Here is a 21,855-nt window from a genome sequence, read left to right on the forward strand (position 1 = left end):
GCATCCGCAGTACAACAACACCCGCTCGCCGGGAGGAAACGACATGAAGGAACGCATCTATCTCTTCGACACGACGCTCCGGGACGGGCAGCAGACGCCCGGCATCGACTTTTCGGTCGAGGACAAGATTGCGATCGCCACCCTGCTGGACGAGTTTGGTCTCGATTACGTCGAAGGCGGATATCCGGGCGCCAATCCGACGGACACGGCCTTTTTCGGCGAGAAGCGCACGAGCCAGGCCAGCTTCGTCGCCTTCGGCATGACGAAGCGGGCAGGTGTTTCGGTCTCCAACGACCCCGGTATCGCCGGCCTGCTGCAGGCCAAAAGCGACGCGATCTGTTTCGTCGCCAAGAGCTGGGATTACCATGTCGCCGTGGCGCTCGGCTGCACCAACGAGGAAAACCTCGAATGCATCGCCGAAAGCGTCAAGGCAGCGGTCGGCGCGGGCAAGGAGGCGATCGTCGATTGCGAACATTTCTTCGACGGATTCAAGGCCAATCCGGCCTACGCGCTGGCCTGCGCGAAGGCGGCCTATGAAAGCGGCGCGCGCTGGGTCGTGCTTTGCGACACCAATGGTGGCACGCAGCCGCCGGAGGTGCGCGCTATCGTCGAGGCGGTGATCGCGTCAGGCGTTCCCGGACACTGTCTGGGCATTCACGCCCATAACGACACCGGTCAGGCGGTCGCCAATTCATTGGCTGCTGTCGAAGCGGGCGTCCGACAGATCCAGGGCACATTGAACGGTATCGGCGAGCGCTGCGGCAACGCCAATCTGGTGACGCTGATCCCGACCCTGGCGCTGAAGAGCGCCTACGCCTCACGTTTCGAAACGGCGATCGACGAGGAGAGGCTGCTGAACCTCACCCGGCTGTCGCATGCTTTCGACGAACTGCTCAACCGCTCGCCGGATCATCAGATGCCTTATGTCGGCGCGTCCGCCTTCGCCACCAAGGCCGGCATCCATGCTTCCGCTCTGCTGAAGGATCCGCGCACCTACGAACACGTGCCGCCGGAAAGTGTCGGCAATTTCCGCAAGGTCATGGTATCGGACCAGGGCGGCAAGGCGAACTTCATCAATGCGCTGAAGCGGCGCGGCATCATCGTCGCCAAGGATGATCCGAAGCTCGATCTCTTGATCTCGATCGTCAAGGAGCGCGAGGCATCCGGCTATGCCTATGAGGGAGCGGACGCAAGCTTCGAACTCCTGGCGCACCGCACGCTCGGCACCATTCCCAATTTCTTTTCAATCGACGGCTTCCGCGTGATGATCGAGCGACGGTTCGATTCCCACGGTCGCATCAAGATCGTCTCCGAAGCCGTGGTGAAGATCACCATCGACGGCCAGACGCTGATGTCGGTCGCCGAAGCAGAAGGACCAGTCAACGCGCTCGATCTGGCGCTGCGCAAGGATTTCGGCAAATACCAGCACGAGATCGACGATCTGGTGCTCGCCGATTTCAAGGTGCGCATCCTCAATGGCGGCACGGCGGCAATCACCCGCGTGCTGATCGAATCCACCGACAGCGACGGAGTGCGCTGGTGGACGGTCGGCGTCTCGGAGAACATCATCGACGCCTCGTTCCAGGCGCTGATGGATTCCGTCATCTACAAGCTGATGAAGAACCGGCAGCTGGCGGGCAAGATCGCGGCGGAATAGGACTGTTCGGCTGGGTCGGGCGGCCGTGCGGCTTGCCGCCCTACCCGCCCTCATTGCGAGCCCGTGTTCGCCATCGCCTGCTCGTTACTTCAAATCCTCTCGGCATTCATTCAACGAAATGAATTGGCCTATTCACGGCGCTTAAGCTAGGCCGGATCAGAAGCAGAACAAAGATGGAAAACACCCGATGTCGACCGATGCATCCGTTCCACTGGCCAAGAACGAAGATAGTCCGCGCGGTTTCGCTTTCGCGCTGGCAGCCTATTTGCTCTGGGGCTTCCTGCCCTTCTACATGAAGGCGGTGGCGCATATTTCGCCGGCCGAAGTCATTGCCCACCGCATCGTCTGGTCGCTGCCGCTGGCCGGGATGGTGCTGGTCCTGCTCGGGCGCACGGCGGATATCAGCGCAGCAGTGCGCTCGCCACGCATGCTGGCAATGGGAGCGCTGACGGCGTCGCTGGTTACCGTCAATTGGGGCACCTATGTCTGGGCGATCGGCGCCGGCCATTCGCTTGATGCGGCACTTGGCTATTTCATCAATCCGCTGTTCAGTATTTTCCTCGGCGCGGTGCTCCTCAAGGAGAAGCTACAGCCGCTGCAGATCGCGGCGATCGCGCTTGCGGCGCTTGCCGTGGCCATTCTCGCACTGGATAGCGGCGGCATTCCATGGGTGGCGTTGACGCTTGCGGTCAGCTGGGGGTTCTATGCTCTGCTGCGCAAGACGCTGCCGCTCGGGCCCAACCAGGGCTTCTTCCTTGAGGTTTTGATTCTCAGCGGGCCGGCCCTCGTCTACATCCTCTATCTCGAATACGGCAGCGGCCTTGGCCATTTCTACCGCACCGGCCTTACCGATACGATCCTGCTGCTCGGCTGCGGTGTCGTCACCGCCGTGCCGCTGATGATCTATGCCAATGGCGCGAAGCTCTTGAAACTCTCGACGATCGGCATCATGCAGTATATCGCGCCGACGATGATCTTCCTGATCGCCGTCTTCGCCTTTCGTGAGCCGCTCAGCACGGCGCGCATGATCGCCTTCCCGCTGATCTGGGCTGGGCTGTTCCTCTATAGCTGGTCGATGCTCAAAGCAAGCCGCGGGCGCTAGCGCCTACATTTTCGAGATGACCTCGTCCTCGCCGTCGCGATCGGCGGCGAGCTGAGCGGCCTGGGCCATGATCGCCGGAATGATGCCGGCGACGTCGTCGACGACGAGCGGCTGCACCCGGTGGGCGGTGTGCAAGAAACCTTCCTCGGTCATATGGCGCATCAGCTCCATCATCGGATCCCAGAAACCGTTGATGTTGGCAAAGACCATCGGCTTCTCATGGCGGCCGAGCTGCGCCCAGGTCATGATCTCGACGATCTCCTCCAGCGTGCCGATGCCGCCGGGCAGCGCGACGAAGGCATCGGAACGCTCGAACATCGTATGTTTGCGCGCATGCATGTCAGGAGTTACAATGAGTTCGTTGAGCTGACCGAGCGAATGGCGAGTCGCTTCCATATCGATCAGGAATTCCGGGATGATGCCCGTGACCTGACCGCCGCCTGAAAGCACCCCGCTCGCGACCGCGCCCATAATGCCTCTGGTGCCCCCGCCATAGACGAGGCGCAGGCCGTATTCGGCGATCTCTCTTCCGAGAGCACGCCCGGCCGCCATGTGGGAAGGATCGCGTCCCGGCCTTGAGCCGCAGTAAACGCAGATGGATCGAATCGATACAGATTGTTCGGTCATAGAGGCGAAACAACTATTCCATTTCAATGCAGTCAAGAAAATTGACTGAAAAGCAGCGTGCCTAGCTTGCCTAATTGCTTTGAATGCTTGTGAAAAGCAACGGGAATCGCTAGCAATTTTCGGTACTACGGCAAATTGCCGCCTTGGGAGACATAATGATGAAGAACCGTGCCGGCTTGCTGGCCCTTGCAGTGCTCGTAATCGCAATCCTACTGATGGTATTCTTCGTCATGCCGCGCATCGGCGGCGATGCATCCAACGTCGGCGATGCCATCAATCAGGCGGGCACGGAGCTCAAGAACACGGTTAACGAAGCAGAAAAGACATCGCGCTCGGCCGTCGCCCCGGCTGCGGTCACTGACCAGCTTGGCCGGCTTTCAGCCGACGCCCGCGTGGCGCTCGGCGAGCTCAAGGCGCTGTTTGCCGACGGCAAAGGCCCGGCCGTCGATATCTTCACTGCCGCCAAGACCAAGACCGTCAATGCGCTCACCGCACTTGTCGGCTTCACTGTTCCCGAGGGCATCGATCCCGCAACGCAAGCTATCGCCGCCAAGGCTAAGGAAGGCGGCGCCAAGGCGCTCGCCATCGTCCAGTCGCTGCCGGAAAACCTCGCCCATGCGCCTGCCGCGATCGCGAGGGCCGAGGCCGCCTTGACCGGCGCGCCCGAGACAGCCGCTGCAGCGACCACGGCAGAAGCGAATACCGGCCCGAAACTTCCCGCCTTCGACGTCCTGCGCGTCGAGCCTGATGGGTCGACCGTCATCGCCGGCTCCGCCGAGCCGAACGGCAAGCTCGAAGTGCTCGACGGCGAAAAAGTGGTGACGACGGCGAATATCGGTCCGAGCGGTGATTTCGCCGCCGTCCTCGACAATCCGCTTCCGGCCGGAGACCACCAGCTCGTGCTCAAGGTGACGGGCAAGGATGGCAAGACCACGCTTTCCGAAGAAGTCGCCACCGTTTCCGTGCCGAAGGACGGCAATGCGGCCAACCTGCTCGCCATGGTCTCCAAGCCCGGCGCGGCGAGCCGCATCATAACCGCACCGACGGGCGGGACCGAAGTCGCCGACGCTTCCAATCCGATGGCGCCGCCTGCCGACAAGCCGGCAACCGGCGAGACCGCGGCGGCTCCCGCTACAACGGCTGCACCGACCGGTGAGCTGGCGCTGCAGACGCCCGGCCTGCCTGACGCCTCCGCCGGCGGCACAGATGCGGCCCCGGCCGTTCCCGGTGCCGGCGACGCTGACAAGGCTGCTGCGCCCGATGTGATGGTCAATGCCGTCGAGATCGAGGGCAACAAGATCTTCATTGCCGGCACGGCGCGCGCCAACGCCAAGGTGCTCGGTTATGCCGACGACAGCCTTATCGGCCAGGATACTGCCGGCCCCGACGGCCATTTCGTCATCGAGGGCGTCGCGACGCTCTCGGTCGGCGACCACAAGATCCGCGTCGACGTCGTCGATGCGACCGGCAAGGTGATTGTGCGCGCCGCGGTGAACTTCAACCGCCCGGCGGGCGATCAGGTGCGTGTTGCCGCTCAGGCCGGCCCCGCCGATGCAAATGGCGTCTCCCCGATGGTGGCGCTCGACGAAGGTGAACTCGGCAAGCTCAAGGCCGAAGCCGGCAAGGCGTTCGGCCTGCTGAAGGGGCTGTTTGCCGACGGCAAGCTGCCCGGCGCCGAACAGCTTGCGGCAGCTCGCTCGGCAACGGAATTCGCTCTGCGCTCGGTCGCCGACTTCCGTCCGGCGGCGGATGCCTCCGACAGCTTCAAGCAGGCCTCCGGCTCCTCCGCGCAGACCGCCACCAAAGCGCTGAAAGTGCTGCAGGATCTGCCGAAGGATGCAAAATCCGTCGGCGCCGGGCTTGATGGGCTGGGGGCAATCATCGGCGGACTGACCGACGCTCCCGCACCGGCCGCGCCCGCAGCAAACGACGCCGCCGGCAGCCAGCCGAAGACAATCGAGCAGGCGCCGCTGACAGCAAACAATGCCGCGGTCATCATCCGCCGCGGCGACACGCTGTGGCAGATCTCGCGCCGGACCTATGGCCTGGGCGTGCGATATACGACGATCTACATCGCCAACGAAGACAAGATCATCGACCCGGACCGCATCCGTCCCGGCCAGATTTTCGGCTTGCCGAAGGACGCGCTGCCGAACGCTGAGGAACTGCACCGCAAACGGCTCTCCAAACAGCAGCTGTGAAAAGGTGCGTCGGGCCATAGGGCGGTGCGAAATGACAAGCCGGGCGGCAGAAACGCCCGGCTTCACTGTTCCTCAAGTCCGCACGTGTTGTATTCGTCGACCCGACGTCCTATCTGGCGATGGCGGTTCGGGAATTAGGTAGGCGCTTCAGGCGCGCCCCTGCCCCACGCCTTGCCGGACACCGAAGCAAATCATCCGGACTGGAGAAACGGGCATGGCAAACGGCAAGACAGTCTCGGAATCACACCTGCTGCGGACGCTTTTCAACCTCTGGCCCTATATGTGGCCGGCCGGGCGAGCCGACCTCAAGATGCGCGTCGTCTGGGCCTCGGTCTATCTGCTGGTCTCCAAATTCGTCCTTTTGCTCGTCCCCTATTTCTTCAAGTGGTCCACCGACGCACTGAACGGCAGGATGGACCTTGCCGGCGCGGTACCGCCGCTCCTTGCCGGCGCCATCGCCCTTGTGATCGCCTACAACGTCACCCGGCTGATCCAGCTCGGCCTCAACCAGCTGCGCGACGCGCTCTTTGCCAGCGTCGGGCAACATGCGGTGCGCCAGCTAGCCTACAGGACCTTCGTGCACATGCACGAACTGTCGCTGCGTTTCCATCTCGAGCGCAAGACCGGCGGCTTGTCGCGCATCATCGAGCGCGGCACCAAGGGCATCGAGACGATCGTGCGTTTCACGATCCTTAATTCGGTACCGACCGTCATCGAATTCCTGCTGACGGCGGTGATCTTCTGGTGGGGCTACGGCTTCTCGTATCTCGCCGTCACCGCCTTTACCGTCTGGGCCTATATCTGGTTCACGATCCGCGCATCCGACTGGCGCATCGCTATCCGCCGGTCGATGAACGACAGCGATACCGACGCCAACACCAAGGCGATCGACTCCCTCCTCAACTTCGAGACCGTCAAATATTTCGGCAATGAGGAGATGGAAGCGAAGCGCTTCGACAAGTCGATGGAGCGCTACGAGAAGGCTGCGACCGATGTCTGGACATCGCTCGGCTGGCTCAACTTCGGCCAAGGCGTGATCTTCGGCATCGGCACGACGATCATGCTGGTACTCTCGGCGCTGGCCGTGCAACGCGGCGAGCAGACAGTCGGCGATTTCGTATTCGTCAATTCGATGCTGCTGCAGCTTTCCATGCCGCTCAACTTCATCGGTTTCGTCTACCGCGAAATCCGCCAAGGCCTGACCGATATCGAGCAGATGTTCGATCTGCTCGAGGTGCCTGCCGAGGTCAAGGATGCGCCCGAGGCGGCCGAGCTTCGAATCGGCCATGGCGCGATCTCCTTCAAGGATGTGCACTTCGCCTACGATCCGGCCCGCCCGATCCTGAAGGGCGTTTCCTTCGAGGTGCCGGCCGGCAAAACGGTCGCCGTCGTCGGTCCGTCGGGCGCCGGCAAGTCGACGCTGTCGCGCCTGCTCTACCGTTTCTACGATATCCAGAGCGGCACCATTGCCATCGACGGCCAGGATATCCGCACGGTTACGCAGAAGAGCCTGCGCTCGGCGATCGGCATGGTGCCGCAGGATACGGTGCTGTTCAACGATACGGTCGCCTACAACATCCGCTACGGCCGCACATCGGCCAGCGACGGCGAGATCTTTGCGGCAGCCGAGGTGGCGCAGATCGCTCACTTCATCGAGGCGCTGCCCGAAGGCTTCGACACCAAGGTCGGCGAACGCGGGCTGAAGCTTTCCGGCGGCGAGAAGCAGCGTGTGGCGATCGCCCGCACCATCCTGAAGGCGCCGCCGATCCTGATCCTCGACGAGGCGACGTCGGCGCTCGACACGACGACGGAACGGGAAATCCAGACAGCCCTCGATGTGGTTTCGAAGAACCGGACGACGCTGGTCATCGCCCACCGGCTTTCGACGGTCATCGGCGCCGACGAAATCATCGTCTTGAAAAGCGGGGAGATCGCCGAGCGCGGCACGCATGCCGCCCTCCTCGAAGGGAACGGCCTCTATGCCTCGATGTGGAACCGTCAGCGCGAGGCGACGCAGGCGGAGGAACACCTGAAGCAGGTGCGCGAAAGCGACGAGATGGGCATGATCACGCGGCTTGCCCCGGCAAGCTGAAGCGAAAACCGGTGGCGGCGCGGCTTTTGTTGTTCAGAATCGCGATCACGGAACTAGGGCCAAGGCCGGAGCATTGCTCAGGAGCTGGTTTTTCGCTAACCAGCAAAAAACGACAACGCAAGGAGACCGGCAGCCATGAGCCTGTTCAACACGGTTCGCAACACGATCGTGCCCGTGCATAAGGAGGGTTACCCCTTCGTCGCCGCCTTCTTCGTCGCGTCGCTGATCCTTGGCTGGATCTTCAAGCCGCTGTTCTGGATCGGCATGATCTTCACGCTCTGGTGCGCTTATTTCTTCCGCGATCCCGAACGGGTGACCCCGCAGGACGATGATCTCGTCATCTCTCCCGCCGACGGCAGGGTCTCCGCGATCCAGATGGTGACTCCGCCGGCCGAGCTCGATCTCGGCTCCGAGCCGATGCTGCGCATCTCGGTCTTCATGAACGTCTTCAACTGCCACGTAAATCGGGCGCCGATGCGCGGGCGCATCGCCAGCATCAACTATCGCTCAGGCAGCTTCGTCAACGCCGAACTCGATAAGGCAAGCGAGGACAACGAGCGCAACGGACTGGTGATCGAAACCCGGCACGGCCCGATCGGCGTCGTGCAGATCGCCGGCCTCGTGGCGCGGCGTATCCTCTGCTGGGCAAACACCAATGAGCCGCTTGATGCCGGCGAACGTTTCGGGCTCATCCGTTTCGGCTCGCGGCTCGACGTGTTCCTGCCTGCCGGTGCGGCGCCTCGGGTCTCGCTCGGCCAGACGGCGATTGCCGGGGAGACGGTCATCGCCGAATTCGCCTCGGCTAAGGGTCCGGTCATCAGCCGCCGCAGCTAAAGTTCGGAACCCAGTGCCCTTTGCGGGATTGCTCTAGGAACGATTGGAACGCGACATGGAAACACCCTTTCCGCCTTTCGAGCCAAATGGGCCGGATGATTCCGCCCGCGGTCCGCGCCTGCGCGAGATTCCGTTCCGCCTCGTCTTTCCAAACCTCATCACGATCCTGGCGATCTGCGCCGGGCTGACGGGGATCCGGCTCGCTTTCGAGAACCGTTACGAACTCGCCGTCGCCATGGTGCTGCTCGCCGCCTTTCTCGATGGCATCGATGGACGCGTAGCGCGGTTGATGAAGGCGACTTCGAAGTTCGGCGCGCAGATGGATTCACTCGCCGACATCGTCAATTTCGGCGTCGCGCCCGCGCTCGTCGTCTATGTCTTCGCGCTCGACCAGGCCCGCTCGCTCGGATGGATCGCCGCCCTGATCTATGCGATCGCCGCCGGGCTTCGCCTGGCCCGCTTCAATGTCATGGCTGAACGCGAGAACAAGGCGAGCTGGCAATCGGAATATTTCGTAGGCGTGCCGGCGCCGGCCGGCGCCATGCTGGTGCTGCTACCGGTCTATCTCGGTTTCCTCGGCCTCGCGACCGACCGCACCTTCGCCTATATCTCGTCGGTCTATACCGTCGCCATCGCCTTCCTGCTGATCAGCCGCCTGCCGGTCTGGTCGGGAAAGTCGGAGGGGAACCGGTTGAGGCGCGATCTGGTGCTGCCGATGATGCTCGGCGTCGTGCTCTATGTGGCTCTGCTGATGAGCTACACCTGGGAGGTAATGGTCTTCACGGTTGCCGCCTACCTCGTATCGCTTCCTTTCGGCGCACGGAAGTGGCGGCGGAAATATGGGACCCTGACGATCGAGGAACCCGGTGTCGGCGACGACGATATCGGCCGGCACATCTGAGCTGAGCCCCCTGACTGCTGAGTCAGGGAAATGCCCTTCTCTCCGTTGTCCCCGTCTTTGCGGGTGAACGCCCACGCATTTTCCGGGCGAACCGCTTTGCAGTTTTTTTGGAACAGCTCCTTTCAGTAAGTATTAACCAACGTAGGCTTCAGTTAAGCCTCGCGAATTATGGTGCGCGTTTACAAATCCTGATGGGTAACGCCGCCGTTTTGTCGCTATTTCTGACGAAACAGCAAAATACAAAATACCCAGGGAAGACACACGCAAGGAGAGTATCGTGACTTCGAAGAAGAGCAGTACCGGCGAACAACAGACGGCCAAGCCCGACCTCGCCGCCAACTATCGCCCGGTCGGCTTGAAGGCCGTTGCCGCGGCATCGCTGATGGCGAAGAACAAGCCGGACAGTGTCAAGAAATCCGCCTGAAGCGGCGAGCTTGGAACTGCAGGCATGCGCGCTCCACCGTCCGATTTTCCGGCATGCCGTCATCCCGAGACAGCGGCCAGGCTCTCGTGACATGCCTCAACACCGCCGATGCATCGAACCGGCCGCAGTGCCAGAAGCGGCCGTCAGAACAGACTGAGCTGGCCGTTATCGGGCCTTTGCTTCGCGGGCGCCTCAAACGGTCTTTCGATGACGACCGGCTCCTGCAGGTCCGGTCCCATATTGGCAACCTTGTTGACTTTGTCGGCAACCGGAATGGCCTCGAAGACATCAGTCTCTGGGGGTTGCATCAAGTCGGCCACCTCGCGCGGTTCCTGCGTCTTACAATCGAGCCAGCGCGAAAAGTCCTCTGGCTTGATGACGACAGGCATGCGATCGTGGATCGCGGAGATGCCCGCATTGGCTGACGTCGTCAGGATCGCACCGGTATCCACCTCCGATCCATCGGCCGAGGACCATGTCTCCATCAGCCCGGCAAAGGCGACGATGCCGCCCTGGCGTGGCCTGATCCAATAGGCCTGCGGCTTGCCGCCACTCTCCTTCGAGGGGCGATGCCATTCATAAAAACCCGAGGCCGGAATGAGCACGCGGCGATGCCGCATAGCCGCCCGAAACGAGGCCTTGCCGATCGCGGTCTCGGCGCGGGAATTGATCAACAGCGGAAAATCCTTTGGGTCCTTGACCCAGCCCGGTGTGAAGCCCCAGCGCACGAGCACGGCGCGCCGGTCAGCCCGGTTGCTGCCCCGCTCCCTGCCTTCACCGGCGATGACGACGAGGATCGGCTGCGTCGGGGCGATGTTGTAGCGCGCCGGAAAATCGTCGAGATCAAGACCGGAGAAGAAGTCGCTCAGATCGGCAACGGAGCTTGTCAGGGCGAAACGTCCACACATCGGCCTGTCTTTGCACCCGGCTCGAGTCCGGTCAAGACGCCCCGCGCGCCTTTTGTGTGAGGCGTTTCAGCCTCGTGGCGCGAAGAGGATGACGCTCGCCCCGGCAAGGCAGATCAATCCGCCACCAATATCATAACGGTCGGGCACGCGGCCTTCCGCCAGCCACAGCCAGGAGAGCGAGGCGAGAATATAGATGCCGCCATAGGCTGCGAAAGTTCGGCCGGCGGCCTCGCTCGGCGCCAGTGTCAGAAGCCAGGCAAAAAGCGCGAGCGAGATCATGCCCGGCGCCAGCCACCAAACCGGCTTTTCAAGCTTCAGCCACGCCCAGAAGGCGAAGCAGCCGGCGATCTCGAAAACGGCGGCAAAGGCGTAAATGATATAGGTCACGCAAAGCCCTTTCGAATATTCTCACTCCTTGTTGCACAGATGTCGTTACCTCTGGAACCGCTGCAACGCGTCTGGGGCGTGTCTCAGACGCGGAAAATTGGGGAAGCCGGCAGCACTCGCATGCAATAACCAGCCCATCGGATAGAATAGGCCGTCACAACGGAGCAGCCTTATGATCTCCACCGCCAAAGCCGCCTCCTCCGCCATTCTCGAACGCGATGGGCGTTTCCTTCTGGTGTTGCGCCGCAACCCGCCCTCCGCCGATATGTATGCCTTTCCCGGCGGGCGCGCCGAGCCGGGCGAAACGCCGGAGCAGACGGCGCTGCGGGAATTCCGCGAGGAAACCGGCATCTCGGCCCATAATCCGCAGTTGTTTTCGACCTATGACCTCAAGACGCACGGGCCGGACGGTAGCATCAAGAGCCATTTCTTCCTGTCGGTCTTTCGCGTCGACGCCGACCGGGAAATGGTGGCGGAAGCCGCCGACGATGCGGCGGCGCTCGGCTGGTACACGGTGGAGGAGATCCGGCGGCTGCCTGTGCCGCAGAGCGTTCTCGAATGCGCTGAGCGGCTGGCCGGCGGTGAATAGAAGTGGAAACTTTCTGGCGCGCCTTGTTGCCGTCATGCTCAACGTATCAACTGGAAGAATGATTCCCGTTCGGCGCGTTGTCCTGTCCCTGCTCGTGTTCGCCGGCCCCGCCATGGCTCAGGGCAAGAACACGCCGCCTCCGCAGGAGGAGGCGATCGCGCCGCCGGTGGCGACGGTGCCCTATGACGAGAAGCTGGCGCGGCTCGCCGAAGTGCTGGGTTCGGTGCATTATCTGAGAACGCTCTGCAAGGCGGCTGGCGGTGATGAGTGGCGAGACGGCATGAAGCAGTTGCTCGATTCGGAAACCGGCAACGAACCGCAGCGCAGGGAAAAGCTGACCGCAGCCTTCAATCGCGGCTATCGCACCTTCGCCTCCGTCTATACGGATTGCACCCCGGCGGCCATCGTGGCAGAAGAGCGCTACCGTAACGAAGGTGCAACACTCGCCACAGAAATTACCTCGCGCTTTGGAAATTGACGTTTAATTAACCTGTTTTCGCATGCGGACGTGTCGTTTTGGGAAAAGGCTGTTAGTGTTATTAACGGTGCAGTAAGACATGAGAAGTTCTGAGGAAAAGACAATGGAAGCAAGCCTCAACGACATCGACGACATGATCGTCCACGAAAAGATGCAGGCGGCTCTGGAGTACCAGAACGAGGCTTGGGCCGATGGCATGGCCGACGGGATCGAGCCTGAGATCATCGCTGACGCCGCCATTGCGCATGCGCTGCGCGAGACAATCAGATTGCATGGGGAAAGCAGCGCCGAAGCGCTGCTGGATTCACTGCGCGAGCGCATGCTTGCCGGCGAATTTTCCGCGAACCGCACCCTGCAATAACAATATCAGAGAGTTTGATGCGCACCGGTAAAGAGAAAGTTTCGCGAATCGCGCTCGCGCCGGTGCTGCTTGCATTCAGCCTAGCCGGCAATGTGCTCCTGACACCTGCAGCTTACGCGCTTTCCGAACTGCACAAGATCCCCGGCCAGGCAGCCAACGATGCGCCGTCCGCGCAGGGAAGCGGCCAGGCGCAGAGCCAGCCGCAGAGCGGGACTGCCCCAAGCGTTCCCATGGCCGATCCGCTGGTCAACAGCCAGAACAATCAGGGTGTCGACAAGACGCCGGGCGCCCAGGATGATTCCAAGCCCGTCGAGGTGATCTACGACATCAGCAAGGCGCCCGAACCTGTCCGCAAGATGCGCGAGCAGATCGTAGAGGCGGCCGCCTCCGGCGATCTCGAACGCTTGCGGCCGCTGATGGGCACCGGCTCGGACCAGACGCAGGTGACGGTGGGTGAGGCGACCGACGACCCGATCGGCACGCTTAAGGATCTTTCCGGCGATCCCGACGGGGATGAAATTCTCGCCATCATGCTCGACATCATCTCGACCGGCTTCGTGCATGTCGGCCAGGGCACAGCCGACGAGATGTATGTCTGGCCCTATTTCGCCGAGAAGGACCTGAAGTCGCTGACGCCGCCGGAGCGCGTCGAGCTGCTGCGCATCGTGACCGCCGGCGATCTTTCCGACATGCAGGAGTTCGGCGGATATAATTTCTACCGCCTCGGCATTACCCCCACCGGCAAGTGGAAATTCTTCACGGCGGGCGACTGACGCCGCCCCCGCGGCATGCCGCAAGGCTTGCGATCCACTTCACGAAGTCATACCTCTGAGCGACGACCAACGCGCGACAGGTTCCGCCATGCCAGCCGTATTCCTCAACGACCGCTCCTTGCTTTCCGTCGGCGGCGCGGACGCCCAATCCTTCCTGCAGAATCTGATCACCACCGATATCGTCTCGCTGGCGCCCGGCGAGGCGCGCCCCGGGGCACTGCTGACGCCGCAGGGCAAGATCCTGTTCGACTTCATGGTCTGGCAGGACGGCGACTGCTACACGATAGAAACGGATGCCGGCCAGCGGGACGGGCTGCTGAAGCGGCTGACGATGTACAGGCTGCGAGCGGCGGTCACGCTCGCGCCCCTCGATGACAGTGGCGTCACCGTTTGCTGGGGCGAGGATGGTGAGACAGGGGGCGCTCGAGACAGCCGCTTTACCAAGGCGGGCGTCCTGCTGAGCCGCCGTGCAGGGAGGCACGGCGACGACTCGCCCTCGCTCTACCACGCGCTGCGCATCCGCCATGGCGTCGTCACGTCAGGATCGGACTTCGCCTTGCAGGACGCCTTCCCGCATGACGTGCTGATGGATTTGAACGACGGCCTCTCCTTCAAGAAAGGCTGCTATGTCGGTCAGGAGGTCGTCTCGCGCATGCAGCACCGCGGCACTGCGCGCCGGCGCGTCGTCACGGTGTCCGCCGCAACGGCCTTGCCTCAGGCCGGCACGGAGATTACCGCCGCCGGCAAGCCGGTAGGGACGCTCGGTTCTGTCGAGGGCGGCAGCGGACTTGCAATCGTGCGCATCGACCGCGCGGGCGCGGCAATGGCGGAAAACACGCCGCTTATGGCTGGCGAAACGCCGGTTTTCCTCGCCCTGCCGCAATGGTCCGGGCTTGCCTTCCCCACCAGCACCGACGAGGCCAGCGCGTGACGCCCAAGGCTCCGCGTGCCTGGCAACGCATGCTGTCCGGACGCAGGCTTGACCTGCTCGACCCCTCGCCGCTCGATGTCGAACTCGTCGATATCGCCCATGGGCTCGCGCGCGTTGCCCGCTGGAACGGCCAGACATCAGGCGATTATGCTTTTTCGGTGGCCCAGCACAGCCTCGTCGTCGAAGATATTTTCCGCCGCTTCAACAATGCGCGGCCCGAGGAATGTCTGATGGCGCTGCTGCACGACGCACCAGAATATGTGATCGGCGACATGATTTCACCGTTCAAATCGGTCGTCGGCGGCGGCTATAAGGCGGTCGAAATGCGGCTGGAGGCGGCGGTGCACTTGCGCTTCGGCCTGCCGCCGCATCCGTCACGCGATCTCAAGGACCGGATCAAGAAGGCCGACACGATCGCCGCCTATTTCGAGGCGACTATGCTTGCCGGCTTCACGCCCGCCGAGGCCCAGAAATTCTTCGGCCAGCCGCGCGGCATCAGCAAGGAGATGCTGTTGATCGAACCGTTGCCGGCGCTGGAAGCACAGCGGTTGTTCTGCGAGCGTTTTGCGGCGATCGAGGCCGAGCGGAGGATGCCATCATGAGCTTCATCGTCGTCTCGCCGCTGTCGCGTATCGCCGAAATGGCGGTGCGTCACAAGGCGCGCGACATGATCAGCCTGATCGCCAAGGACCAGGCCTTTCACCGGCCGGGCGTGATCGCGCCCGACCGTCACCTGACGCTTGCGATGAATGACATCGTATTCAAGGGCACGGGCGGTCTCGTGGCACCTGACGAAACGCACGTGCAGGCGATCATCGAGTTTGCCGCATCGTGGCGGCAGGAGACGCCGCTGCTCATCCACTGCTGGATGGGCGTGTCACGGTCGCCAGCCGCCGCACTCATCGCCGCGCTGTCGGTCGCGCCGGATCAGAACGAGGAAGAGCTCGCCCGCCGGCTGCGCGCCGCCTCGCCATTCGCCACGCCGAACACCCGGCTGATCGAGATCGGTGACACGTTGCTTGAGCGCGGCGGGCGGCTGGTTGCCGCCGTACGGGCAATCGGGCGCGGCGCTAATGCCGATGGCAATGCGCCCTTCCCGCTCGCGATCCGGGAGGCCGCCTGCGGTTGACGCTGCCGTCGTGCGCTCCATCTTGGCCTCGACCCCGCAACAGCCACAGGGCCCGATCATGGAACAACAAGCCGCCGATGTCCTCCTCGCTACCCGCACGGCACTCAGCCAGGCAAGCGCTCTTGCAGTCCAGTATTCCTTCTCCATCCTCGGAGCGTTGATCCTGCTCGTCATCGGCTGGTCGCTGGCCGGCTTTGTCAGCCGCTGGGTCTATGAGGGCCTGTCGCGCATTCATGGCATCGACGAGACACTGGCGCGCTTCTTCACCAATGTGGTGCGCTATGCGCTGCTGATCCTGGTGTTCATCACGGTGCTCGGCCAATTCGGCGTCCAGACCGCCTCGATCATCGCCGCCCTCGGCGCAGCCGGTTTGGCGATCGGGTTGGCGCTGCAGGGGACGCTGCAGAATATCGCCGCCGGCATCATGCTCCTGGTCCTCAGGCCGTTCCGCGTCGGCGAATATATCGAAACCAGCAGCGTCGCCGGCACAGTGCGCGAGATCGGATTGTTTGCGACGGAACTTAGAACCGGCGACGGGCTTTACAGGCTGGCACCGAATTCGACGCTCTGGAACACGCCGATCACCAACTTCAGCCGCGAACCGACGCGGCAGAACGACCTGAAGATCAGCATTTCTCGTGAGGATGACCTCGATCTGGCGATGGAGACCTTGATGGGCATTGCCAAAGGCAATCCCAAGGTGCTGCCGTCACCGGCAGCCAGCGTTTTCATCGACAGCCTCGGTGACAGCACGATATCTGTAACGCTGCGCTACTGGGCAAAAACCGGCGACTGGTGGCAGGTCAGCCGCGACATGGTGAAGCGGGTAAAACTTGCCTTCGATGAAAAAGACGATCCGGCCGCTATGCAGGACGATTCAAATTCCGCGCGCGGAAAAAGGTCCAACGGTACAGCGACGGCCGAAAAGCCGACGCGGCAGTGAAGTATTGCAGCGCGGGGCGGTCGTCGACCTATTGGACCACGCCGCAGGCAAGTCTTTCTCCGGCATCACCGGAAGGCTGGCTGCGATAATCGTCGGAATTGGCATGCACCATCAATGCGCGGCCGCGAATGCCATCTTTCTTGCCATCGAGCGTGACCATTCCATCGAAGATCTGGGCTCGGAGCACGCCATCCTGTCCGACATATTGATTGGGCATGTCACCGGCATGCGGCCCCTTAGCGGCGAGGAGGCCGTGTTCGGCTGAGCCCGGGTTGAAATGGCCGCCTGCCGATTCGTGACGGGTCGCCGCGTCACAGCGGCCGGTTTCATGAACATGAAAGGCCACCCATTTATTCGCCGGCAGCCCTGCTATCTCCACTTCGATCAGGACGCCGCCATTGGCGGCTGCCGTTAATTGGGCGCGGCCGTTTTCCTTGCCGTCCTTGCCAACGAAGTTGGCGACCGCCGTCTGCTTGTCCTGAGCACCTGCCGGCAAGGCAATCGCCAGCAGGCTCAGGGCGGCGATGATGCGCGTGGCTTCCATGGAAATCTCCTTCCCTCCGGTTGTCCTTCTGAACGTATCAACCCGGAAGGTGTTCCTCTGCGGCCCACCCAAAGAGAAAGCCGGCCAATGAGCCGGCTTGCAGATCACCCGAAGTCAGCCGTCGTCAGGCGACAGCTTCGAAATCGAATTGACCGTAGGTGTTGCGGTAGAGATCGTCGGATTGACTGCCGGCAGCGGGCGCAGTCTGCTGCAACGGATAGGGCACGGCGATGCTGCCTGTCATGCCGCTATCGCGCGTGTCCATCATCAGCGCAATCAAGCTGCCGGAAAACTTGGGCTGCGTCTCGCTCCCGGTGTCTTCTTCCAGAAGTTCCTTGATGATGCCCGGCTTCTCGTCGGCGGCACGTTCGCCACGGCTCAGCACGCCGTCGCCGTTGGAGTCGAGGCGCGAAAGCGTTGCAAGATATGCATATGAAGTGTCTGAAACGGATGTGGTGTGGGTCATACAAACCTCCATTCACCGCCTTTTGCCGGTGGTGTTTGTACGCAATACGAGGTGGGAAATAACTGTTGACTCGGTGGTTAAACTGATTTGCGCAGTGCGTCAATAAGTTGTTAACTACTCATTAACGATGGTTGACAGAAATTAACGGATCGGCTGCAGACTGGCTTCCAACCATCGCCCATCCCGATATTTCAGCGACTTTGAACGTAGAAGACAAAGGCTAGCGACGTGCACCGGTGCTGCACTGCAACCGAATATTAATCTGGCAGCTCCAAAATGATCATCAGCCATTACCACCAGACGTTCAGCTCATAAATTGATTTCGATGTTTTTTCTCAGAAGGTTTTTCATGCCCGTCATTTTGAGGCACGTTCATCAGACGCGCGCCGCGTTTGCGATTGCCATACTGCAAGACGCTTCCCCATGAAGGCCGAAGCGCTCTTCTGGCGGCAATGCACGGAGGCTGCCATGGCCGATGGATCGATCGATGCGCAGCGCCTGATGGAGTTGGTAATCGCAACCTACCACGCTCATGAAAGCACTTATGACGCATTCGAGAAGAACACGGAAACCCTGCTGAGGGACAATCAGGTGTTGAGAGGGAACCTATCGGCCCTCAGTCAAGCATTCGACGGACAGAATAGGCTCTTCGAAATCGTCCTGAACAACCTGCCGCTCGGCCTCAGCGTCTTCGACGCCGGACAGCGGCTGACGCTTTACAATATCCGCTTCCCTCAGCTTTTCGGCCTCATGCCGGACGATATTGCTGCGGGCGCAACGATCTCCGAGCTCGTCGGCAAAATGCGCGGCAACGAAAACACCACCTCCAGAACCGTCCGCAGGACCGCACGAGCTTCCTCAGCCAAGGCAGGAAACAGCAGCGTCCGTCGACGCGAATGGCTGATGCATGACGGTCGCATCATCCAAAGCATGGTGACCATCCTTCCCGACGGCAGCAGCATCGCCATCCATGCCGACGTCACCGAGGATCGCAAGGCGGCCGAGCGCATCACTTATCTCGCCCATCATGATCCCCTGACCGGTCTCCCCAATCGAATGTATTTCCGCGAACAGGTCGATGCGACGCTCGCCGAGCGCGAAGAGGACGAGCAGATTGCCCTCGTCCACCTCAACCTCGACCGGTTCAAGTCGATCAACAACACGAGCGGCGTGTCGGTCGGCGACAAGATCCTGCAGCAGGTCGCGGAGCGCATTCGAGCCGCAGCGGGGTCAGAAAACACGCTGGCGCGCCTTGGTTCGGACGAATTCGCCATCCTGCAGACGGGCAAGCAGCAGCCGTGGAACGTGACGGCACTGGCCGACCAGATCCGCCGGGAGCTTTCCGAGCCATTCCTGAACGGCGAGAAGCAGGTGGAGCTCAGCGTCTCCATGGGGATCGCCATCGCCCCCACGGACGGCGAGGAGACCGATATCCTTCTTAAAAATGCCGGCGTGGCGCTGTCGCATGCCAAGGCGGACGGGCGCAGACGCGAGCGCTTCTTCACGGGCGAGATGGAATCGCAGATGCAGTTGCGCCATGCGCTGGAGGCGGATCTTCGAACTGCCGTCGAGAACGACGAGTTCGAACTGCATTATCAGCCGCTCTACGATCTTGCGGGGCGGCGGATCTGCGGTTTCGAAGCGTTGATCCGCTGGAACCATCCGGTGAGAGGCCGCGTGCCGCCGATGGACTTCATTCCGCTTGCAGAGGAGGTCGGGCTCGTCGTCGATATCGGCCGCTGGGTGTTGCGCCGGGCCTGCACGGATGCAGCGCAATGGCCAGAAAGCATCAAAGTCGCCGTCAACGTGTCGGCGATGCAGTTTCGCAGCGGCGACTTGACTCAAGATGTCGGCGAAGCGCTGGCCGCCGCCGCGCTGTCGCCATCGCGGCTCGAACTTGAAATCACCGAGAGCGTGCTGATGGAGAATCTCAACGAGGTGCTGCCGATCCTGCATGCCCTGAAGGAGCGCGGCATCCGCATCTCGATGGACGATTTCGGCACCGGCTATTCCTCGCTGAGCTATCTCTCGAGCTTTCCCTTCGACAAGATCAAGATCGACAAATCCTTCGTCAACGATATCGTCGACAACAAGGAAGCGCATGCGATCATGCGCGCGATCATCCTGCTCGGCGACGCGCTCGGCATGCGCGTCACCGTCGAAGGCGTCGAGACGGCCGCCCAGCTGGCGCTGCTCGAATGCGAGGCATGCGACGAGATTCAGGGCTATCATATCAGCCCGCCGCGCCCGGTCCGGGACGTGCCCCACCTTCTCTCCCTGCCGCCGAAAAACAGCAATGCAACGCCCCTTCCGACGATCAAGGGCTAAAGCGCGTCATGATCCTTCAGATTCGCTCGCCCGCTTTAGGCCTTTGATTTTCGCATGTCGTCATCGCAAAACCGCTGCACAGTTTGCGCGACATGCTCCAACACCGCCTCGATTGCGACTCGCACGCCAAGCCGTTACAAACCGGCTTCGAAATCCGCAGGTCTCCGTAGCGGCGTCGCAGCCCGAAAACTCTCTTCGCTTTCGGCTGGCGCTCTCTCGACGATCTTCCAACAAGAGGTGGCGCAATGTTCGAGGCCGAAGCCTTCTCCCCTCACGAAACACTCGCCGCGGCACTGATCGCACACGCGGCCGAAGGCGACGACGGCTCGCACGATCTGGCCCATATCCTGCGCGTCTTCAGGAACGCCATGCGCATCCATGCGGGCGAAGGCGGAGACGGACGGGTCCTTGCCGCCGCCGTGCTGCTGCACGACTGCGTCGCCGTCGAAAAGAATTCCCCCTTTCGGGCAAAAGCATCGGCCCTGGCGGCGGAAAAGGCATCGGTGATCCTCTCCGAACTCGGCTGGAGCAGAGCGGATATCGAAGCCACCGCCCATGCCATCACCGCCCATAGTTTCTCCGCAGGGGTGGCGCCGCAGACGATCGAGGCAAAGATCCTGCAGGATGCCGACCGCCTGGACGCGATCGGCATGGTCGGCGTCGCACGCTGCTTTTATATCGGCGGGCGAATGGGATCGCGGCTCTACGATCCGTTCGACCCGGCGGCAACGAACCGTCCCCTCGACGACAAGCGTTATGCCATTGACCACTTCCAGACGAAGCTGTTCAAACTGGCGGAAGGATTCCAGACCGAGACCGGCCGCCAGATTGCGGCGGCGCGCGACAAGGGCCTGCGCGATTTTCTCTCGGCATTTATGGACGAAATTTAGGGGACGAGATCCAGGAGAACGGCATGCGTATCAGCGACCTCTTCATCTACCCGCTCAAGAGCGCCCGCGGCATTGCGTTGCCTGCCGCCGAGATCGACGCTTATGGGCTTGCCGGCGACCGGAGGGCGATGATCACCGACCCGCAGGGCCACTTCATCACCCAGCGCGAATTGCCGGATCTAGCGCGCATCGAGATACGGCCAGAACCCGGCGCCTTTCGGCTGCTGATGGAAGGAAAGCCCGAACTATCGGTTCCGCCGCCTCGGCCCGAAGCCCGTATGGATGTGACCGTGTGGAAATCGATCGTCAGCGCCGCCGTCGCCGATCCACACAGCAACAGGCAGCTTTCCGAATGGCTTGGCCGCGAAGTGCGGCTGGTCTTCTTCGACGAGCAGGCACGGCGGACGGCGAACGCCGAATGGGCCGGCGAAGGCACGCCTGTCACCTTTACCGACGGCTACCAGATCTTGGTGACGACGACGGGCTCGTTGAAGGCGCTGAATGCCGATCTCGCCGTCCATGGCGAGGGTCTGGTCGGCATGGAACGTTTCCGTCCGAACATCGTCATCGACACCGATGAGGCCTGGCCGGAGGATCGCTGGGCGGCGGTCGAGATCGCGGGCATCCGTTTCGATCTCGTCAAACCCTGTTCCCGCTGCATCATGACGACACAGGACCAACTGACCGGTTCTCGCCAGGTACCGAACCCGATGCCGGCCATGGGCCGCATCCGCATGTCCGCCGACCGGCGTGTGCCAGGGCCGGTCTTCGGCTGGAACGCAACGCCGCGCGGGAGCGGACGGATCACGATCGGTGATACCGTCAAGATTGTCGCAGAGCGGCCGGAAGGCTGGGCATTGAAGGTTCGTGCACGAGGATAGGTCGAATCGCGGCAGTTTGAACGGCGCTTTCTTCCCTATACGTCGCAACATCCTCCCTCACCAAGTCAGTTTAAGAGGAGTGCGGCCTGATTTTCATTTTGCTGGCGCATGGCATCTCTGACGCGGGCATTTGCGATGGTGATGATCTTGCGCATGATAGCGGTAAGAGCCACGCGTTTGGGTTTTGCAGCTTTGAGCAGCGCCTTGTAGGCGGTTGCTAGCGGGTTGTCGCCACGGCAGGCGGCGAGAGCGGCGATGAAGAGCGCGGGTCGGATTTGGCGTCTTCCGCCGGTGGTGCTGCGGTGCCAGCTGGCCTTGCCGCTGTCTTTGGGATGGGGAGCGACCCCGGCGAGACTGGCAATCTGGCGGCGGTTGAGCGTGCCGAGTTCGGGCATGACGGCCAGCAGCA

At 62.1% G+C, this 21,855-nt stretch carries 24 protein-coding genes; 18 read left to right on the top strand and 6 right to left on the bottom strand.

The window, feature by feature from the left end; translation table 11 throughout:
- Nucleotides 1–43 precede the first annotated feature (43 nt).
- Nucleotides 44–1,657: a citramalate synthase gene (gene cimA / locus GA0061105_RS20500; protein WP_064692453.1), complete on the top strand. Its 1,614-nt coding sequence runs from the start codon at nt 44–46 to the stop codon at nt 1,655–1,657.
- A gap of 187 nt (nt 1,658–1,844) precedes the next feature.
- Nucleotides 1,845–2,759 carry an EamA family transporter RarD gene (rarD, locus tag GA0061105_RS20505; protein ID WP_064692452.1) on the top strand — a complete coding sequence of 305 codons (915 nt, stop codon included), beginning with the start codon at nt 1,845–1,847 and terminating at the stop codon, nt 2,757–2,759.
- Between the two features lie 3 nt (nt 2,760–2,762).
- On the opposite strand, the gene GA0061105_RS20510 is transcribed toward rarD, so the two are convergent.
- Nucleotides 2,763–3,386 carry an LOG family protein gene (locus GA0061105_RS20510; RefSeq protein ID WP_092752492.1) on the bottom strand — a complete coding sequence of 208 codons (624 nt, stop codon included), beginning with the start codon at nt 3,384–3,386 and terminating at the stop codon, nt 2,763–2,765.
- A 155-nt stretch (nt 3,387–3,541) separates the two neighbouring features.
- On the opposite strand from GA0061105_RS20510, the gene GA0061105_RS20515 reads away from it, so the two are divergent.
- The 5 genes from GA0061105_RS20515 to GA0061105_RS32905 all read left to right on the top strand — a co-directional run bounded on the left by GA0061105_RS20515 (nt 3,542) and on the right by GA0061105_RS32905 (nt 9,838).
- Entirely contained in the window at nt 3,542–5,587 is a 2,046-nt protein-coding gene (locus GA0061105_RS20515) for a LysM peptidoglycan-binding domain-containing protein (RefSeq protein ID WP_092752494.1), read from the top strand.
- Between the two features lie 214 nt (nt 5,588–5,801).
- A complete protein-coding gene (locus GA0061105_RS20520; RefSeq protein WP_092752496.1) occupies nt 5,802–7,679 on the top strand; it encodes an ABCB family ABC transporter ATP-binding protein/permease in 1,878 nt (625 codons plus the stop codon).
- Between the two features lie 135 nt (nt 7,680–7,814).
- Nucleotides 7,815–8,513, top strand: a complete 699-nt coding sequence (locus GA0061105_RS20525) for a phosphatidylserine decarboxylase (protein ID WP_092752498.1) — start codon at nt 7,815–7,817, stop codon at nt 8,511–8,513.
- A gap of 55 nt (nt 8,514–8,568) precedes the next feature.
- Nucleotides 8,569–9,414: a CDP-diacylglycerol--serine O-phosphatidyltransferase gene (gene pssA / locus GA0061105_RS20530; RefSeq protein ID WP_064692447.1), complete on the top strand. Its 846-nt coding sequence runs from the start codon at nt 8,569–8,571 to the stop codon at nt 9,412–9,414.
- A 277-nt stretch (nt 9,415–9,691) separates the two neighbouring features.
- On the top strand, nt 9,692–9,838 hold the full coding sequence (locus GA0061105_RS32905) for a hypothetical protein (RefSeq protein WP_167358568.1): 147 nt from the start codon (nt 9,692–9,694) through the stop codon (nt 9,836–9,838).
- Nucleotides 9,839–9,981: 143 nt separating this feature from the next.
- Here the strand turns inward: GA0061105_RS32905 and GA0061105_RS20535 are convergent, their stop codons facing one another.
- Together GA0061105_RS20535 and GA0061105_RS20540 are read right to left on the bottom strand one after the other, a co-directional pair.
- A complete protein-coding gene (locus GA0061105_RS20535) occupies nt 9,982–10,746 on the bottom strand; it encodes an SOS response-associated peptidase (RefSeq protein WP_092752500.1) in 765 nt (254 codons plus the stop codon).
- A gap of 66 nt (nt 10,747–10,812) precedes the next feature.
- The gene (locus GA0061105_RS20540) at nt 10,813–11,133 is read right to left on the bottom strand and encodes a YnfA family protein (protein WP_064692445.1); all 321 of its coding nucleotides are present in this window, start codon (nt 11,131–11,133) and stop codon (nt 10,813–10,815) included.
- A gap of 172 nt (nt 11,134–11,305) precedes the next feature.
- Here GA0061105_RS20540 and GA0061105_RS20545 point away from each other — a divergent pair, with 172 nt between their 5' ends.
- From GA0061105_RS20545 to GA0061105_RS20580, 8 genes are all read left to right on the top strand, one after another.
- Nucleotides 11,306–11,722, top strand: a complete 417-nt coding sequence (locus GA0061105_RS20545) for an NUDIX hydrolase (RefSeq protein WP_064692444.1) — start codon at nt 11,306–11,308, stop codon at nt 11,720–11,722.
- Nucleotides 11,723–11,756: 34 nt separating this feature from the next.
- Nucleotides 11,757–12,200, top strand: a complete 444-nt coding sequence (locus tag GA0061105_RS20550) for a TIGR02301 family protein (protein ID WP_208601675.1) — start codon at nt 11,757–11,759, stop codon at nt 12,198–12,200.
- A gap of 103 nt (nt 12,201–12,303) precedes the next feature.
- The gene (locus GA0061105_RS20555; RefSeq protein WP_064692442.1) at nt 12,304–12,561 is read left to right on the top strand and encodes a hypothetical protein; all 258 of its coding nucleotides are present in this window, start codon (nt 12,304–12,306) and stop codon (nt 12,559–12,561) included.
- A 17-nt stretch (nt 12,562–12,578) separates the two neighbouring features.
- Nucleotides 12,579–13,334 (top strand): hypothetical protein, encoded by a 756-nt coding sequence (locus tag GA0061105_RS20560; RefSeq protein WP_064692441.1) that lies wholly within the window; start codon nt 12,579–12,581, stop codon nt 13,332–13,334.
- Nucleotides 13,335–13,422: 88 nt separating this feature from the next.
- Nucleotides 13,423–14,265 (top strand): CAF17-like 4Fe-4S cluster assembly/insertion protein YgfZ, encoded by an 843-nt coding sequence (gene ygfZ, locus GA0061105_RS20565; RefSeq protein ID WP_092752502.1) that lies wholly within the window; start codon nt 13,423–13,425, stop codon nt 14,263–14,265.
- Between the two features lie 29 nt (nt 14,266–14,294).
- Nucleotides 14,295–14,867, top strand: a complete 573-nt coding sequence (locus GA0061105_RS20570; RefSeq protein ID WP_092752535.1) for an HD domain-containing protein — start codon at nt 14,295–14,297, stop codon at nt 14,865–14,867.
- Nucleotides 14,864–15,394, top strand: a complete 531-nt coding sequence (locus GA0061105_RS20575; RefSeq protein ID WP_064692439.1) for a tyrosine phosphatase family protein — start codon at nt 14,864–14,866, stop codon at nt 15,392–15,394. Before GA0061105_RS20570 ends, GA0061105_RS20575 begins: the two co-directional genes overlap by 4 nt.
- A 58-nt stretch (nt 15,395–15,452) precedes the next feature.
- On the top strand, nt 15,453–16,337 hold the full coding sequence (locus GA0061105_RS20580; RefSeq protein WP_092752504.1) for a mechanosensitive ion channel family protein: 885 nt from the start codon (nt 15,453–15,455) through the stop codon (nt 16,335–16,337).
- A 28-nt stretch (nt 16,338–16,365) separates the two neighbouring features.
- On the opposite strand, the gene GA0061105_RS20585 is transcribed toward GA0061105_RS20580, so the two are convergent.
- Together GA0061105_RS20585 and GA0061105_RS20590 are read right to left on the bottom strand one after the other, a co-directional pair.
- Nucleotides 16,366–16,881 (bottom strand): superoxide dismutase family protein, encoded by a 516-nt coding sequence (locus GA0061105_RS20585; protein WP_092752505.1) that lies wholly within the window; start codon nt 16,879–16,881, stop codon nt 16,366–16,368.
- A gap of 124 nt (nt 16,882–17,005) precedes the next feature.
- Nucleotides 17,006–17,347 (bottom strand): hypothetical protein, encoded by a 342-nt coding sequence (locus GA0061105_RS20590; RefSeq protein ID WP_064692436.1) that lies wholly within the window; start codon nt 17,345–17,347, stop codon nt 17,006–17,008.
- Between the two features lie 423 nt (nt 17,348–17,770).
- Here GA0061105_RS20590 and GA0061105_RS20595 point away from each other — a divergent pair, with 423 nt between their 5' ends.
- The 3 genes from GA0061105_RS20595 (at nt 17,771) to GA0061105_RS20605 (ending at nt 21,446) form a co-directional block, all read left to right on the top strand.
- Complete coding sequence (locus tag GA0061105_RS20595) at nt 17,771–19,675, top strand: putative bifunctional diguanylate cyclase/phosphodiesterase (RefSeq protein WP_092752507.1); 1,905 nt, start codon at nt 17,771–17,773, stop codon at nt 19,673–19,675.
- Nucleotides 19,676–19,920: 245 nt separating this feature from the next.
- Nucleotides 19,921–20,565 carry an HD domain-containing protein gene (locus GA0061105_RS20600; RefSeq protein ID WP_064692434.1) on the top strand — a complete coding sequence of 215 codons (645 nt, stop codon included), beginning with the start codon at nt 19,921–19,923 and terminating at the stop codon, nt 20,563–20,565.
- A 23-nt stretch (nt 20,566–20,588) separates the two neighbouring features.
- Nucleotides 20,589–21,446, top strand: coding sequence for an MOSC domain-containing protein (locus tag GA0061105_RS20605; protein ID WP_092752509.1), 858 nt, complete (start codon nt 20,589–20,591; stop codon nt 21,444–21,446).
- 65 nt (nt 21,447–21,511) lie between these two features.
- Here the strand turns inward: GA0061105_RS20605 and GA0061105_RS20610 are convergent.
- A partial coding sequence (locus GA0061105_RS20610) for a transposase (protein ID WP_141130186.1) occupies nt 21,512–21,855 on the bottom strand: 344 nt, incomplete at its 5' end.

Origin of the sequence: Rhizobium aethiopicum (genome assembly GCF_900094625.1) — a bacterium.
Taxonomy (GTDB): domain Bacteria; phylum Pseudomonadota; class Alphaproteobacteria; order Rhizobiales; family Rhizobiaceae; genus Rhizobium; species Rhizobium aethiopicum.

Bases quoted from the DNA above. Each gene is read 5' to 3' on its own strand.
- cimA (WP_064692453.1), top strand. From the start codon at position 44: ATGAAGGAACGCATCTATCTCTTCGACACGACGCTCCGGGACGGGCAG.
- rarD (WP_064692452.1), top strand. From the start codon at position 1,845: ATGTCGACCGATGCATCCGTTCCACTGGCCAAGAACGAAGATAGTCCG.
- GA0061105_RS20510 (WP_092752492.1), bottom strand. From the start codon at position 3,386: ATGACCGAACAATCTGTATCGATTCGATCCATCTGCGTTTACTGCGGC.
- GA0061105_RS20515 (WP_092752494.1), top strand. From the start codon at position 3,542: ATGATGAAGAACCGTGCCGGCTTGCTGGCCCTTGCAGTGCTCGTAATC.
- GA0061105_RS20520 (WP_092752496.1), top strand. From the start codon at position 5,802: ATGGCAAACGGCAAGACAGTCTCGGAATCACACCTGCTGCGGACGCTT.
- GA0061105_RS20525 (WP_092752498.1), top strand. From the start codon at position 7,815: ATGAGCCTGTTCAACACGGTTCGCAACACGATCGTGCCCGTGCATAAG.
- pssA (WP_064692447.1), top strand. From the start codon at position 8,569: ATGGAAACACCCTTTCCGCCTTTCGAGCCAAATGGGCCGGATGATTCC.
- GA0061105_RS20535 (WP_092752500.1), bottom strand. From the start codon at position 10,746: ATGTGTGGACGTTTCGCCCTGACAAGCTCCGTTGCCGATCTGAGCGAC.
- GA0061105_RS20545 (WP_064692444.1), top strand. From the start codon at position 11,306: ATGATCTCCACCGCCAAAGCCGCCTCCTCCGCCATTCTCGAACGCGAT.
- GA0061105_RS20550 (WP_208601675.1), top strand. From the start codon at position 11,757: ATGCTCAACGTATCAACTGGAAGAATGATTCCCGTTCGGCGCGTTGTC.
- GA0061105_RS20555 (WP_064692442.1), top strand. From the start codon at position 12,304: ATGGAAGCAAGCCTCAACGACATCGACGACATGATCGTCCACGAAAAG.
- GA0061105_RS20560 (WP_064692441.1), top strand. From the start codon at position 12,579: ATGCGCACCGGTAAAGAGAAAGTTTCGCGAATCGCGCTCGCGCCGGTG.
- ygfZ (WP_092752502.1), top strand. From the start codon at position 13,423: ATGCCAGCCGTATTCCTCAACGACCGCTCCTTGCTTTCCGTCGGCGGC.
- GA0061105_RS20570 (WP_092752535.1), top strand. From the start codon at position 14,295: ATGCTGTCCGGACGCAGGCTTGACCTGCTCGACCCCTCGCCGCTCGAT.
- GA0061105_RS20575 (WP_064692439.1), top strand. From the start codon at position 14,864: ATGAGCTTCATCGTCGTCTCGCCGCTGTCGCGTATCGCCGAAATGGCG.
- GA0061105_RS20580 (WP_092752504.1), top strand. From the start codon at position 15,453: ATGGAACAACAAGCCGCCGATGTCCTCCTCGCTACCCGCACGGCACTC.
- GA0061105_RS20585 (WP_092752505.1), bottom strand. From the start codon at position 16,881: ATGGAAGCCACGCGCATCATCGCCGCCCTGAGCCTGCTGGCGATTGCC.
- GA0061105_RS20590 (WP_064692436.1), bottom strand. From the start codon at position 17,347: ATGACCCACACCACATCCGTTTCAGACACTTCATATGCATATCTTGCA.
- GA0061105_RS20595 (WP_092752507.1), top strand. From the start codon at position 17,771: ATGAAGGCCGAAGCGCTCTTCTGGCGGCAATGCACGGAGGCTGCCATG.
- GA0061105_RS20600 (WP_064692434.1), top strand. From the start codon at position 19,921: ATGTTCGAGGCCGAAGCCTTCTCCCCTCACGAAACACTCGCCGCGGCA.
- GA0061105_RS20605 (WP_092752509.1), top strand. From the start codon at position 20,589: ATGCGTATCAGCGACCTCTTCATCTACCCGCTCAAGAGCGCCCGCGGC.